Below are 13,609 nucleotides of genomic sequence, written 5' to 3'. Positions count from 1 at the left end.
TGCTCGCGAAGAACTCAAGGACACCGCGTTTATCCAGAAAACCCGCGTTATCGTTGACGATCTTCGCGAGCAAGCTCGCTCCTACAGGAACTCAATAATCGAAGAACACCGTCTCTTCGTCTGTGCCCTGCAAAATCACATTCCACTGATACACACCCGGAGCATCAGCCTTGGCAATCAAGGTGCCCCGCCGCTCTTCTGGCACACAGGCCAGCAACGGATCGTTGCCATTCGCCGTCTCACCATCAAAGTAAATCCGCGTCAGCAAGTGCTTGACCAAGCCACGGGCAAACACCAACACCACCAGATGCGGCGCCTGTGTCGTACCCTTCAAGCCCGGCACGCTGCCCGGCTTGATGGTGCTGAACCGAAAGCGCCCTTGCGCATCTACCGGCACCCGGCCAAACCCTTCGAAATTGGCGTCCAGGGGCTTGTCCTGTTCATCTTCAGGGTGGTCATATTTTCCGGCGGCGTTGGCTTGCCATACTTCCAGCATGGCGTCGTTGACGACATCACCGTTGCCATCCACCACACGTCCGGTGATCGCCACGCGCTCGCCCAGGGTTTGGGCATTGGCGAGGTCTTCGCGGTTCAGCCAGGTCAGGCCGATGTGGTAATAGGGCCCAACGGTGTGGGACGTGGTCGCATTGAGGGTCATCTCATTTCTCCATCGGCGTGGCGTCGCGGCCGCGCAGGACGATGTCCCAGCGGTAACCGAGGGCATAGGAAGGAATGGTTTTTTCCAGGTCAAAGCTGGCGATCAGGCGTTCCTTGGCAGACGTGTCCGGGACGCAGTTGTAGATCGGGTCGTAGGCCAGCAACGGGTCGCCGGGGAAATACATCTGGGTCACCAGGCGCGTCAGCACACTGGGGCCAAACAACGAGAAGTGAATGTGCGCCGGGCGCCAGGCGTTGTGGTGGTTGCCCCACGGGTAGGCGCCGGGCTTGATGGTCTGGAACTGGTACCAGCCATCGGCGTCGGTGACGGTGCGACCGGTGCCGGTGAAGTTCGGGTCCAGGGGCGCGTCGTGCACGTCGCGTTCGTGGTTGTAGCGGCCGGCCGCGTTGGCCTGCCAGATTTCCACGAGGATGCCCGGCACCGGCAGGCCGTTTTCATCGAGCACTCGCCCGTGAATGATGATGCGCTCGCCCTGGGGTTCACCGGCGTGCTGGGCGGTCAGGTCGTTGTCTTTCTCGTTAACGAGTTCGGCGTCGATGGTCGGGCCAGTAATTTCCGACAGGGAATGGGGCAGAAACACCAACGGCTTGGACGGCGAACGCAGGTTCGTCGACTGGTAGGCCGGGTGCAGGTAATCAGGCTGAGTACCCGCTTGCGGGCGCCGGTAACCGGGCTTGTCACTCATGGAGCAATCCTCTTTATTGTTATTCAACGCGTTCGATGGCCAGGGCCAGGCCTTGGCCGACGCCGACACACATGGTCGCCAGGCCTTTGTGGCCGCCGGTTTTTTCCAGGTGATGGAGCGCCGTCAGTACCAGGCGCGCACCGCTCATGCCCAGCGGATGGCCGAGCGCTATAGCGCCGCCGTTGGGGTTGACCTGAGGCGCGTCGTCCGCCAGGCCCAGCTCACGCAACACCGCCAGGCCTTGGCTGGCGAAGGCCTCGTTGAGCTCAATCACATCAAAGTCGCTGACAGCCAAACCCAGGCGCTCCACCAGTTTGCGGACCGCTGGCACCGGGCCGATGCCCATCACACGAGGAGCAACACCGGCGCTGGCCATGCCCAGCACGCGGGCGCGGGCGGTCAAGCCGTGTTTTTTCACCGCTTCGGCAGAAGCCAGGATCAGCGCGGCGGCGCCATCGTTGACGCCCGACGCGTTGCCGGCAGTAACCGTTTTGTCCGGGCCATTGACCGGCTTTAGTTTGGTCAAGGCTTCCAGGGTGGTATCAGCCCGTGGATGCTCGTCCTGCTCGACCACGGTTTCGCCTTTTTTATGGGCGACGTGTACCGGAACGATTTCTTCAGCAAAGAACCCAGCGGTTTGAGCCGCTGCGGTACGTTGCTGGCTGCGCAGGGCGAAGGCGTCCTGGTCGGCACGAGAAACCTTATAGTCGTCGGCGACATTATCGGCGGTCTGCGGCATCGCATCGACGCCGTACTGAGCCTTCATCAACGGGTTGATAAAGCGCCAGCCAATGGTGGTGTCTTCCAGTTTCATGTTGCGCGAGAAGGCCGCATCGGCCTTGCCCATCACAAACGGTGCGCGGGACATCGACTCGACGCCGCCGGCAATCGCCAGCTCCATCTCGCCACTGGCAATGGCGCGAAACGCGGTGCCGATGGCGTCCATGCCCGAAGCGCACAGGCGATTGAGGGTCACGCCGGGAATGCTCTCCGGCAGGCCGGCCAGCAACAAGGCCATGCGCGCCACGTTGCGGTTGTCTTCACCGGCCTGGTTCGCGCAGCCGAAAAATACTTCGTCGACGGCGTTCCAATCCACGGACGGGTTGCGTTCCATCAGCGCCTTGATCGGCACCGCCGCCAGGTCATCGGCACGCACGGTGGACAGGCCACCGCCAAAACGGCCGATGGGAGTACGAATGGCGTCACAGATAAATACGTCGCGCATCAGGCTTCTCCTGGGGTTTGGCCATGGGCGACGGCGGTGCGGGCTTCAAGATCACGCAGGGCGGTCAGTTCGATGTCGGTGGGTTCAGCGCTGGTACTGAGCGGCTCAGCAAAGCGAATTGCCCAACCCGTGGCCGCGACCACTTGCTCGCGGGTCACGCCAGGGTGCAGCGCGGTGACCACAAACTCGTGAGTGCCCTCCTCCGGCTCCATGATGCACAGGTCGGTAATAATCCCGACCGGACCCGCGCCTGGCAGGCCGAGGCGTTTACGGGAATCGCCGCCCTCGCCGTGGCCCACCGAAGTGATGAAGTCCAGTTTGTCGACAAACGAACGCGCCGACTGCTTGAGGATGATCAGCACGCTCTTGGCGGAACCGGCAATCTCCGGCGCGCCGCCGGCACCCGGAAGGCGAACCTTGGGCTGGTGATAATCACCAACCACAGTGGTGTTGATGTTGCCGAAACGATCGACTTGGGCCGCACCGAGAAAGCCGACGTCGATGCGCCCGCCCTGCAGCCAGTAGCGAAAAATCTCACCGGTAGGCACGACGGTGTCGGCAGTTTCCGCCAGCTCACCGTCACCGATGGACAGTGGCAGTACCGACGGCTTGGCGCCAATCGGGCCAGATTCGTAGATCAGCACCACGTCTGGCGAAGAGGTCAGGCGAGCCAGGTTGGCAGCCTTGGAGGGCAGGCCGATGCCGACGAAGCACACCGAACCGTTCTTCAGGCGGCGGGCGGCGGCGACGGTCATCATTTCGTTGGTCGAGTAAGCCATCACTTGGCCTCCTGCGCGGTGGCCAGCTTGGCCTGGAATTCGCTGAAATCGGCAGTGCCGTGAATGTATTCGTCAATCCAGGCGGTAAAGGTCCCACGGTCCCGGGCGATTGGGTCCCAGGCTTGATAGAAACGGTTGTCGCGTTCGGTGTAACCGAGGGCGTAGGACGGATGCGCGCCGCCGGGTACGTGGCAAACGGCAGTCAGGGCCCAGGTTGGCAGCACACAGGCGTTCATCGGCGCATTGAGGTCATCGACGATTTCTTCGACGGTGACAATGCAACGTTTGGCCGCCAGGGCCGCTTCTTTCTGCACCCCGAGAATGCCCCACAACAGCACGTTGCCCTTGCGATCAGCCTTTTGTGCGTGGATCACGGTGATGTCCGGGCGCACCGCCGGCACCGCCGCCAGCACTTCACCAGTAAACGGGCAGGTCACGGTCTTGATCAGCGGGTTGACCTTGGGCAGGTCAGAGCCTGCGTAGGCTCGCAGTACCGCAAACGGCAGGCCAGATGCTCCGGCGACGTAGGCATTGGCCAGGTCGGCGTGACTGTGTTCTTCGATCTCCAACGGCTGCGGCCACTGTTTCTCCACCGCGTCCCGCAGGCGATGCAGGGAACCCACACCGGGATTGCCGCCCCAGGAGAAAATCAGCCTGCGCGCGCAGCCGGCACCGATCAGTTGGTCGTAGATCAAATCGGGCGTCATTCGTACCAGCGTCAGGTCTTTCTTGCCCTGACGAATGATTTCATGGCCTGCCGCCGTAGGGATCAGGTGGGTAAAGCCTTCGAGCGCGACGGTATCGCCGTCGTTGACGAACTGCTTCACCGCATCGTGCAGGGTGAGGATTTCAGCCATGGGGGTGGGCTCCCGGTGTTGATCGAAAAAGGCGCTGAGGGCGGCGCCGAAGTGCTTGAAGATTAAGCCGGGGAAATGTGCCAAACAATCCGATAATCGACTGAGTGTTCGATTATCGAACGGATTGTTGTCTAGCTATCGGTTGCGCTCAGGTCGCATCCGCATGGCTGACCATGCCCTTGATCACCACCGCACTCGCGGCCAGCGCAGCCGGGATCACCAGTGCTGTCAGCACTTGTTCGAAGTTCCAGCCCAGGCCAAGCAATGTTGCGCCCATCCATGCACCGAGAATCGCGCCGAAGCGACCAATGCCCAGCATCCACGACACACCGGTGGCGCGCCCTTGGGTCGGGTAGAAGCGTGCGGCCAGGGACGGCATGGCAGACTGGGCACCGTTGACACACATCCCGGCGATCAACACCAGCGTCGCCAACACCGTGATATTGCCCAGGCTCTGCCCGACTGCGTAGGCAAACACCCCGGCCAACAGGTAGAAGATACCGATGACCTTGTGGGGATTGAACCGATCCATCGCCCAACCCACGCCCACAGCGCTGAGCACACCACCAAACTGGAACAAGGCACCGATAAACGCGGCCTGCTCCATGCTGGCACCGCTGTCACGCATCAGTGTGGGCAACCAACTGGTCAGCAGGTACACAATCACCAGGCCCATGAAGTACGTGAGCCACAGCAGCAAGGTGCCAGCGCTGTAAGTGCCTGAGAAAATCACCGCAAACACGTTGCGTGCCTTGACGGTTTTCTGCTCGGGGACGCTGAAGCTTGAGGCCTGGGCGACAATGGTCGGTTCGATGGGCGCCAGGGTCTTGCGCACCTTGTCGGTGCCACGATTGCGCACCACCAGGTAACGCGCCGACTCCGGCAGCCACACCAGCAACACCACCACCAGAATCAACGGCAAGATGCCACCGATCAGCAGCAGACTGTGCCAGCCGAACGCGGGGATCAGCTTGGCCGAGATAAACCCGCCACCGGCCATCCCCAGGTTGAAACCGCAGAACATGCTGGTCACCAGCAGCGACTTGTGGCGCTCCGGGGTGTATTCGGACAGCAAGGTTGTGGCATTTGGCATGCCAGCGCCCAGGCCAAGACCGGTAAGAAATCGCAGCACCAGCAATTGATCAACGTTGGAGCTATAGGCCGACGCCAGGCTAAAGGCGCCAAACACCAACACTGCGCCGACCAACACCACTTTGCGGCCAAAGCGGTCGGCCAAGGGGCCAGAACCCAGGGCGCCAAACACCATACCGATCAACGCGGCACTCATCACCGGGCCGAGGCTGGCACGGTCGATGCCCCAATCCTGGGACAACGCGGGGGCGATAAAACCCATGGCCGCGGTGTCGAGGCCGTCGAGAAACACAATCAGGAAACAAAGGATCACTACACGCCACTGATAGCGCGACAGTGGCTGGGAGTTGATGAAGGACTGCACATCCAGGCAAGTCCCGACAGAAGGCGAAGGCTGATTCATTATTTTTATTCCACACCTATGGGCGGGGGAACGAGGGTTATCTCGTCATTATTATTGGGCGGCACAGGGACTTGGACGGCAGGCGCCGTTGCGGTCAATTGCGCTGCCGCGACATTAATGAGCCAGGGGAAACACCGTCAATTCATCAAACCGGGATCTGTGCGGTCACCGAACAGCTTAAGCAAACAGCTGGGCACTCAACTCCTGGCTGGCGCTAAGCATGCTAGGCAGAAAACGTTGCTCCAGCTCACTGCGGCTGACCCGTGCGGCATGGGTGCTGACGTTGAGCGCAGCGAGCACTTGGCCTGAGGCGTCATACACCGGCACGGCGATGGAGCGCAGGCCCTGCTCCAGCTCCTGGTCGACGATGCACCAGCCCTGTTGCCGCACTTGTTGCAGGCATTCGAGCAACGCCTGGGGCGTGGCCAGGGTGCGACTGGTCTTGATTTGCAGGTCGGCGTGATCCAGATAGTCCTGCAACGAGACATCGTCGAGGGCCGCCAGCAGTATCCGGCCCATGGACGTGCAATAGGCCGGAAGACGCCCGCCCACCGAAAGGTCCACGGAGATCAGGCGCTGGGTGGTGGCCGAGCGGGCGATATAAAGGATGTCATCACCTTCCAGGGTGGCCATGTTGCAGGCTTCGTGGAGTTGCTCGCTCATGCGGTCCAGGTACGGCTGGGCAGAAACCGCCAAGGGTGTGGACGACAAATAGGCATGGCCCAGGGTCAGGACCTTGGGCAGCAGTGAATAGGTACGCCCGTCGGTGGTGGCGTAGCCGAGCTTGATCAGGGTATGCAGGCAACGGCGCACGGCGGCGCGGGGAATTTCCGTGCGATGGCTGATCTGCGCGATGGTCAGGTGGCGCTTGCGCTCCTGGAATGCCTGCACCACCGCCAAGCCGCGAGCCAGGGAGGTCATGAAATCCGGATCACCGGTAAACGCCTGGATACGCTTGGCCGGTGACGCAACGATCGGCGGCGCCACTGATGCGAAGGAGTTGCGCAATTGATCGTTCATTTCTGGTCCCTTCTCTTATTTTCAACCGCTATTACAAGCCGTCTGGCAACGGATACACAAGGCGAGGCCGGCAACATTGGGCGATTATCGGACAGGCATGCGATTATCGCAATTTCCCGGCCTGCTTGTGATGCTCCCTGTCCACCCGTTTGAATGAAGGTCACTGCATCGACTCATTGAATCCGCTATACGCCGAACAATATTTTGAGCTCAACTGGCACTTGTAGAATATTTAGCAAGTGTGACGCCAAAAGTTCGACACTACTCTCGGGAAAAAACCTGCAGGCCAAGTTGACGATTTTTAACTTGTTGGCGATAGTGTTATTCAAATGCATCGCTATAATGAGCTATGTGAGGAGGTCGGCCCAGCGTCAAGAACGATTTCAGATCTCGCTGAGCCTCCCCTATGCTTTGCCCGTGCCTTGTCGCAAGTGCCTGTCATCCATTTAAAATGCCTGCCAATTGCTTGTGACTTGAAAGAAAACTGTTGCTACGGCAGCTGTTCTTCTCCGGTGCCGTGGCCGCATGCAATAAAGAAGTGATCTATTGTGTATACCTTCAAAAACCGAGCAGCTTTATCGGTACCCTTTGAAGGTAATGCCATGGACGTCTTCCACGCATCGCGTTTCACCGGAATTAAACTCAACTCAATAAGGTATCAATGTGACGAAAGACGAACTGCGCGCGGAACTTGAGCGCCAGGAACAACGTTACAAGGATGTTTACGGCGGGGAAGTCACCACCTACGCCGCCCAGCCAGAACCTGAGCGCAAACCATGGCGCAAACGAGCAAGTCTGCTCGATCAGGCTTTTGCCCAGGAAATTCAAAAGATTGAAAAGGACCTCAAAGCCGAAGAGCCTTAAGCCGCTCGTGCTGAGTCGCCAAGGGTTGCCTCCGCCTGCCAACGCACTGTTGGCAGGGGGCTCCCCGGTCCATGCCAGTGCATCTGACGCCAATCACATACCTGCGCAAAGCCATCCTGGCGCCCCTTCTGCCTGCCTTACCGAAATTTCATACGATTGTTTCAGACACCCCACCATCGTTGTCGCACCCCACCTCATCAGCCCTACTCTTTATAAATCAGTGACTTGCCATACCCCCGGAATGACTGGGATGCGCGCCCTGCCCACAACCTTTTTCGTTGAAGAATGTTACCGATGAGCAGCTAGTGCATCGATTACCAAGGTTTTCTGGCATAATCGCGCCCCCTTACGACCGGGTCAGAAAACCTTCATGATCGATTTATTCAGCGGACTGGATGCTTGGGTTCTTGTGAGCCTATTGCTCGCCCTGGCCTTTGTCCTCGCCTTCGAGTTCATCAATGGCTTTCATGACACCGCTAACGCGGTTGCCACAGTCATCTATACCAAAGCCATGCCGCCGCACCTGGCCGTGTTCTTTTCCGGGTTGTTCAACTTCCTCGGCGTGTTGCTCGGCGGGGTAGGCGTCGCCTATGCCATCGTGCACTTGCTGCCGGTGGAACTGCTGATCAATGTGAACACCGGCCATGGCCTGGCCATGGTGTTCTCCTTGTTGGCAGCGGCGATCACCTGGAACCTGGGTACCTGGTATTTCGGGATCCCTGCGTCCAGCTCCCACACGCTGATCGGTTCGATCCTCGGTGTCGGCCTGGCCAACGCCCTGATCAACGACATCCCACTGGCTGACGGGGTCAACTGGCAGAAGGCGATCGATATCGGCGCATCACTGGTGGCCTCGCCCATAGCCGGCTTCCTGGTCGCAGCCCTGGTGCTGATCATCCTGAAATGGTGGCGCCCGCTGTCCAAGATGCACAAGACGCCGGACCAGCGCCGCAAGATCGACGACAAGAAGCACCCGCCTTTCTGGAACCGCCTAGTGCTGGTAATTTCCGCCATGGCCGTGAGTTTCGTACACGGTTCCAATGACGGTCAGAAGGGTATCGGCCTAATTATGCTGGTGCTGATTGGTATCGTGCCCGCGCAGTTCGTACTCGACCTGGGCAGCACCACCTACCAGATCGAGCGCACCCGCGACGCCACCCTGCACCTCAATCAGTTCTACCAGCGCAACCAGGAAACCCTCGGCGACTTCCTCGCCCTGGGCAAGAGCGTCAAAGACGACCTGCCTGGCAAGTTCCGTTGCAACCCACAGCAGACCGAACCGACTATCACTGCCCTTCTCGGCACATTGAAGGGTGTCTCCGACTACCATTCGCTGACCGCAGAGCACCGCATTGAGGTGCGTCGCTACCTGCTGTGCCTGGACGACACTGCGAAGAAAGTCGGCAAGCTGCCTGGCCTCAATCCCCGCGAGAAGTCCGACCTGGACAAACTGCGCAAAGACCTGACAGCCACTACCGAATACGCACCGTTCTGGGTGATCCTGGCGGTAGCCCTGGCCCTGGGCCTGGGCACCATGGTCGGCTGGAAACGTGTGGTGCTGACCATCGGTGAGAAGATTGGCAAGCAGGGCATGACCTATGCCCAAGGCATGTCGGCGCAGATCACCACCGCGAGCATGATTGGCCTGGCCAACATCTTCAGCCTGCCGGTGTCCACCACTCACGTCCTGTCCTCGGGCGTAGCGGGCACCATGGTTGCCAACAAGAGCGGCCTGCAAAGCGGGACGGTGAAAACCATCCTGATGGCGTGGATACTGACCCTGCCAGCAACGGTGGGCTTGTCGGCCGGCCTGTTCTGGCTGGCGTCCAAGGCCCTCGGCAGCTGATAATCGGCCAGTAATAAAAAAGGTGCGATCCGCAAGGTTCGCACCTTTTTTTATGCCCGTGATTGACGCGACGCGGGGCCTGGGAATGATTATTTCAGGCGAAAAAAAAGGGCGACCGAAGTCGCCCAAAATGCCTTGCGTGCTCATGTAATCCAGAAAAACCTATGGTTTTTTACGCTTATTGGCGTCTTTCCAGATAAAAAATCCAAATCCTACGAAGAACAACACCATGAGGCCTACAGTCAGCACTCCGGCAAACACCACATTATCGAAAAACATGACTGGCCTCCTGCTCTTGCCCTGTTGCGATAGGGCTAAGTTAACCAAGAAGACGGGGGGATAAATTGACGAGGATCAATGTCGCCTGCAACGGGGCGTAAAGAAGGGAAATAACTGACCTACATCAATAGATGTAGGGCTCTTCAACGCTTTTTCGGTTTGTTTTTCTGCTTTTTCTTTGGTTTTGCCTTGCCCAGGAGCATCGGCATGGCCTGCTCGAAGGCCTGGCGTACTTCATTCAGGCGCTTGTCATTGAGGTCGTGGACACGTTTGGCCCGTTCGGCATTCAGGTCGATCAGCTTGTCGTCATCACTCATGGCTTGGCTTACGTGGTGGCTGGAAGGGTTCAATAATGCGTCCTGGCCCGCCTTGCGGCAAATAACCGGCAAACAAAATATGTGTCGCTACGCATTTAAACCTCGACATCCACCCACAACCCTTGCCGGGGCGCATCTTCGATCAGCGGCGCCACGGGCACGGTGTTATCGGCATTGAGTTCATCACCAGGAATGGCCAAGTGCTGTTCGGGATCATCATCGGCCTCACGCCGGCGCTTTTGCTGTTCCTGCTGACGCCGCTGCTCTTCGCGCAGCAGCAGGGTCGACTGCTCCGCATCGCGCTTCTTCAGGTCGATAGTACTTTCGTTAGAACCCGGCTGCACTGGTACTACCGGCGGAATATCGGGTTTTGGACGCACCGGGTCGAGTTGCGATGTAACCGGCACAACACTCAAGGGCAAGATGGGTGGCAGCATAATTTTTGGTCTCCTGTCAGCAGACTGTCGGCTGCCGGGACGACGACTTGAATCTGGAGTCGCCAACGTGTGAACCAATCGTCATCTATCTGATAAACGCACCGCCCTTTTTCTTGCCGCTTGTAGCTTAAAGCGTGAAGCTGCTCCTATTCCTTTTGGTCTGGGAGCCTTGTTCCGTTAGAATAGTCGGCTTTTTCACGGTGGGAGTCAGGCAGCATGGCGCAGCAGTATCAACCGGGGCAACGCTGGATTAGTGACAGCGAAGCAGAGCTAGGGTTAGGCACCGTTCTGGCACAGGACGGTCGCTTGCTGACCGTGCTCTATCCGGCCACTGGCGAGACCCGCCAGTATGCGCTACGGAATGCGCCCCTCACTCGCGTGAGGTTTTCGCCGGGTGACACCATCACCCATTTCGAAGACTGGAAAATGACCGTGCGCGAAGTCGACGACGTCGACGGCCTGCTGGTCTATCACGGCCTCAATGGGCAGAACGAAGTCGTTACCCTGCCAGAAACCCAACTGTCGAACTTTATCCAGTTTCGCCTGGCCAGCGACCGTCTGTTCGCCGGGCAGATCGACCCACTGGCCTGGTTCTCCCTGCGCTACAACACCTTGGAGCACACCAGTCGCCAGTTGCAATCCTCACTCTGGGGCCTGGGCGGCGTGCGTGCGCAGCCGATTGCGCACCAACTGCACATTGCCCGCGAAGTGGCCGACCGTATCGCGCCCCGGGTTTTGCTGGCAGACGAAGTAGGCCTGGGCAAGACCATCGAAGCCGGCCTGGTGATCCATCGCCAGTTGCTGTCCGGTCGTGCCAATCGCGTGCTGATCCTGGTGCCGGAAAACCTGCAGCACCAGTGGCTGGTAGAAATGCGCCGCCGCTTCAACCTGCAAGTGGCGCTGTTCGACGAAGAGCGCTTTATCGAAAGCGATGCCGCCAACCCGTTCGAAGACACCCAGCTCGCGCTGGTAGCCTTGGAATGGCTGGTAGACGACGAGAAAGCCCAGGACGCACTGTTCGCCGCTGGCTGGGACTTGCTGGTAGTAGACGAAGCCCACCACCTGGTCTGGCACGAAGAAAATGCCAGCCCTGAATACGTGCTGGTCGAGCAACTTGCCGAAGTCATTCCTGGCGTGCTGCTGCTCACGGCCACCCCGGAACAACTGGGCCAGGACAGTCACTTCGCCCGTCTGCGCCTGCTGGACCCAAACCGTTTCCACGACCTGCACGCTTTTCGCGCAGAGAGCGAAAATTATCGCCCTGTAGCCGAAGCCGTCCAGGAGCTGTTGGACAAGGGCCGTCTCTCGCCAACTGCGCACAAGACCATCCAGAGCTTCCTCGGCAACGAAGGCGAAGCCCTGCTGACCGCCGTCAACGATGGCGACACCGAAGCCAGTGCCCGCCTGGTCCGCGAACTGCTGGACCGCCACGGCACCGGCCGCGTGCTGTTTCGCAACACTCGCGCCGCCGTGCAGGGTTTCCCGGAGCGCAAGCTGCATGCCTACCCGCTGCCATGCCCGGACGAATACCTCGAACTGCCGCTGGGCGAACATGCCGAGCTGTACCCGGAAGTCAGCTTCCAGGCCCTGCCGGACGTTGAGGAAGAACAACGCTGGTGGCGCTTCGACCCTCGGGTCGAATGGCTGATCGATCAGTTGAAAATGCTCAAGCGCACCAAGGTCCTGGTGATCTGCGCCCACGCCGAAACCGCCATGGACCTGGAAGACGCCCTGCGCGTACGCTCCGGCATCCCGGCCACGGTGTTCCACGAGGGCATGAACATCCTCGAACGGGATCGCGCTGCTGCCTACTTTGCTGATGAAGAGTTCGGTGCCCAGGTACTGATCTGTTCGGAAATCGGCAGTGAAGGCCGCAACTTCCAGTTCTCCCACCACCTGGTGCTCTTCGACCTGCCGTCCCACCCCGACCTGCTGGAACAGCGGATCGGCCGTCTGGACCGGATCGGCCAGAAGCATGTAATCGAGCTGCATGTCCCGTACCTGGAAACCAGCCCCCAACAGCGGCTGTTCCAGTGGTACCACGAAGCGCTAAACGCCTTCCTCAACACCTGCCCGACCGGCAACGCCTTGCAGCATCAGTTTGGCCCGCGCCTGCTGCCGCTGTTGGAAAACGCCGATGACGACGAGTGGCAAGGGCTGATCGACGAAGCCCGCACCGAGCGCGTGCGCCTGGAAGCCGAGCTGCACACCGGTCGCGACCGTTTGCTGGAGCTGAACTCCGGTGGCGCCGGCGAAGGTGATGCGCTGGTGGAAGACATCCTGGAACAGGACGACCAGTTCGCCCTGCCGATCTACATGGAAACCCTGTTCGACGCCTTCGGTATCGACAGCGAAGACCATTCGGAAAACGCGCTGATCCTCAAGCCCAGCGAAAAAATGCTCGATGCCAGCTTCCCCCTGGGTGACGACGAAGGCGTGACCATCACCTACGACCGCAACCAGGCGCTGTCGCGCGAAGACATGCAGTTCATCACCTGGGAACACCCGATGGTCCAGGGTGGCATGGACTTGGTACTGTCCGGTTCCATGGGCAATACCGCCGTGGCGATGATCAAGAACAAGGCCCTCAAGCCAGGCACCGTGTTGCTGGAACTGCTCTACGTCAGCGAAGTGGTTGCCCCGCGTTCGCTGCAACTGGGCCGCTACCTGCCACCGGCGGCGCTGCGCTGCCTGCTGGATGCCAACGGCAATGACCTGTCAGGCCGGGTGTCATTCGAGACCTTGAACGATCAGTTGGAAAGCGTGCCACGGGCCAGCGCCAACAAGTTCGTACAGGCCCAGCGCGATCAACTGACGCCACGGATCAATGCCGGTGAAGAGAAGATCGCCCCGCGTCACGCCGAGCGCGTAGCCGAGGCCCAGCGCCGTCTGGCCGCCGACACCGACGAAGAACTGGCACGCCTGACCGCCCTGCAAGCGGTCAACCCGACCGTGCGCGACAGCGAGCTGATTGCCCTGCGTCAGCAACGTGAGCAAGGCCTGGCCATGCTCGACAAGGCGGCGCTGCGACTGGAAGCGATTCGGGTGTTGGTGGCGGGTTGATTACCGCCCTGCCCTGCTGAACAAGAAGGCCCGCGCAATGCGGGCCTTCTTTTGATCTGAGTT

The 13,609-nt window shown here is 59.8% G+C and carries 13 protein-coding genes; 3 read left to right on the top strand and 10 right to left on the bottom strand.

Features of this window, described 5'->3' with window-relative positions:
* Positions 1 to 91: 91 nt before the first annotated feature.
* The 7 genes from pcaG to pcaR all read right to left on the bottom strand — a co-directional run bounded on the left by pcaG (position 92) and on the right by pcaR (position 6,740).
* Positions 92 to 658: a protocatechuate 3,4-dioxygenase subunit alpha gene (gene pcaG, locus ACZRKZ_RS02250; RefSeq protein ID WP_463980584.1), complete on the bottom strand. Its 567-nt coding sequence runs from the start codon at positions 656 to 658 to the stop codon at positions 92 to 94.
* A gap of 1 nt (position 659) precedes the next feature.
* A complete protein-coding gene (pcaH, locus tag ACZRKZ_RS02245; protein WP_463968277.1) occupies positions 660 to 1,364 on the bottom strand; it encodes a protocatechuate 3,4-dioxygenase subunit beta in 705 nt (234 codons plus the stop codon).
* Positions 1,365 to 1,383: 19 nt separating this feature from the next.
* The gene (pcaF, locus tag ACZRKZ_RS02240; RefSeq protein ID WP_463980871.1) at positions 1,384 to 2,592 is read right to left on the bottom strand and encodes a 3-oxoadipyl-CoA thiolase; all 1,209 of its coding nucleotides are present in this window, start codon (positions 2,590 to 2,592) and stop codon (positions 1,384 to 1,386) included.
* Entirely contained in the window at positions 2,589 to 3,371 is a 783-nt protein-coding gene (locus ACZRKZ_RS02235) for a CoA-transferase subunit beta (protein ID WP_463980583.1), read from the bottom strand. The genes pcaF and ACZRKZ_RS02235 overlap by 4 nt, the downstream gene beginning before the upstream one ends.
* Positions 3,368 to 4,225 (bottom strand): CoA transferase subunit A, encoded by an 858-nt coding sequence (locus ACZRKZ_RS02230; protein ID WP_463980582.1) that lies wholly within the window; start codon positions 4,223 to 4,225, stop codon positions 3,368 to 3,370. The genes ACZRKZ_RS02235 and ACZRKZ_RS02230 overlap by 4 nt, the downstream gene beginning before the upstream one ends.
* 148 nt (positions 4,226 to 4,373) lie before the next feature.
* Positions 4,374 to 5,720 carry a 4-hydroxybenzoate transporter PcaK gene (gene pcaK / locus ACZRKZ_RS02225; RefSeq protein ID WP_463980581.1) on the bottom strand — a complete coding sequence of 449 codons (1,347 nt, stop codon included), beginning with the start codon at positions 5,718 to 5,720 and terminating at the stop codon, positions 4,374 to 4,376.
* Between the two features lie 177 nt (positions 5,721 to 5,897).
* A complete protein-coding gene (gene pcaR, locus ACZRKZ_RS02220) occupies positions 5,898 to 6,740 on the bottom strand; it encodes a pca regulon transcriptional regulator PcaR (RefSeq protein ID WP_463968273.1) in 843 nt (280 codons plus the stop codon).
* A gap of 663 nt (positions 6,741 to 7,403) precedes the next feature.
* Here pcaR and ACZRKZ_RS02215 point away from each other — a divergent pair.
* Positions 7,404 to 7,604 (top strand): hypothetical protein, encoded by a 201-nt coding sequence (locus ACZRKZ_RS02215; RefSeq protein WP_029297082.1) that lies wholly within the window; start codon positions 7,404 to 7,406, stop codon positions 7,602 to 7,604.
* A 370-nt stretch (positions 7,605 to 7,974) separates the two neighbouring features.
* Positions 7,975 to 9,450, top strand: coding sequence for an inorganic phosphate transporter (locus tag ACZRKZ_RS02210; protein ID WP_149413060.1), 1,476 nt, complete (start codon positions 7,975 to 7,977; stop codon positions 9,448 to 9,450).
* A gap of 162 nt (positions 9,451 to 9,612) precedes the next feature.
* Here the strand turns inward: ACZRKZ_RS02210 and ccoM are convergent, their stop codons facing one another.
* The 3 genes from ccoM to ACZRKZ_RS02195 all read right to left on the bottom strand — a co-directional run bounded on the left by ccoM (position 9,613) and on the right by ACZRKZ_RS02195 (position 10,483).
* Positions 9,613 to 9,729 (bottom strand): cytochrome c oxidase subunit CcoM, encoded by a 117-nt coding sequence (ccoM, locus tag ACZRKZ_RS02205; RefSeq protein ID WP_029297086.1) that lies wholly within the window; start codon positions 9,727 to 9,729, stop codon positions 9,613 to 9,615.
* 143 nt (positions 9,730 to 9,872) lie between these two features.
* Positions 9,873 to 10,079: a hypothetical protein gene (locus ACZRKZ_RS02200; protein WP_149413059.1), complete on the bottom strand. Its 207-nt coding sequence runs from the start codon at positions 10,077 to 10,079 to the stop codon at positions 9,873 to 9,875.
* Positions 10,080 to 10,141: 62 nt separating this feature from the next.
* On the bottom strand, positions 10,142 to 10,483 hold the full coding sequence (locus ACZRKZ_RS02195) for an aspartate-semialdehyde dehydrogenase (protein ID WP_463968272.1): 342 nt from the start codon (positions 10,481 to 10,483) through the stop codon (positions 10,142 to 10,144).
* A gap of 216 nt (positions 10,484 to 10,699) precedes the next feature.
* Between ACZRKZ_RS02195 and rapA the strand changes: the two genes are divergently transcribed.
* Entirely contained in the window at positions 10,700 to 13,546 is a 2,847-nt protein-coding gene (rapA, locus tag ACZRKZ_RS02190; RefSeq protein ID WP_463980580.1) for an RNA polymerase-associated protein RapA, read from the top strand.
* Positions 13,547 to 13,609: the final 63 nt, after the last annotated feature.

Source organism: Pseudomonas sp. c313 (genome assembly GCF_055407145.1).
This window is presented reverse-complemented; position numbering and strand designations above follow the sequence as displayed.

Coding starts and splice junctions, on each gene's coding strand:
- pcaG (WP_463980584.1), bottom strand. CDS start 658: ATGACCCTCAATGCGACCACGTCCCACACCGTTGGGCCCTATTACCAC.
- ACZRKZ_RS02195 (WP_463968272.1), bottom strand. CDS start 10,483: ATGCTGCCACCCATCTTGCCCTTGAGTGTTGTGCCGGTTACATCGCAA.
- rapA (WP_463980580.1), top strand. CDS start 10,700: ATGGCGCAGCAGTATCAACCGGGGCAACGCTGGATTAGTGACAGCGAA.
- ACZRKZ_RS02230 (WP_463980582.1), bottom strand. CDS start 4,225: ATGGCTGAAATCCTCACCCTGCACGATGCGGTGAAGCAGTTCGTCAAC.
- ACZRKZ_RS02210 (WP_149413060.1), top strand. CDS start 7,975: ATGATCGATTTATTCAGCGGACTGGATGCTTGGGTTCTTGTGAGCCTA.
- pcaK (WP_463980581.1), bottom strand. CDS start 5,720: ATGAATCAGCCTTCGCCTTCTGTCGGGACTTGCCTGGATGTGCAGTCC.
- pcaH (WP_463968277.1), bottom strand. CDS start 1,364: ATGAGTGACAAGCCCGGTTACCGGCGCCCGCAAGCGGGTACTCAGCCT.
- ccoM (WP_029297086.1), bottom strand. CDS start 9,729: ATGTTTTTCGATAATGTGGTGTTTGCCGGAGTGCTGACTGTAGGCCTC.
- pcaR (WP_463968273.1), bottom strand. CDS start 6,740: ATGAACGATCAATTGCGCAACTCCTTCGCATCAGTGGCGCCGCCGATC.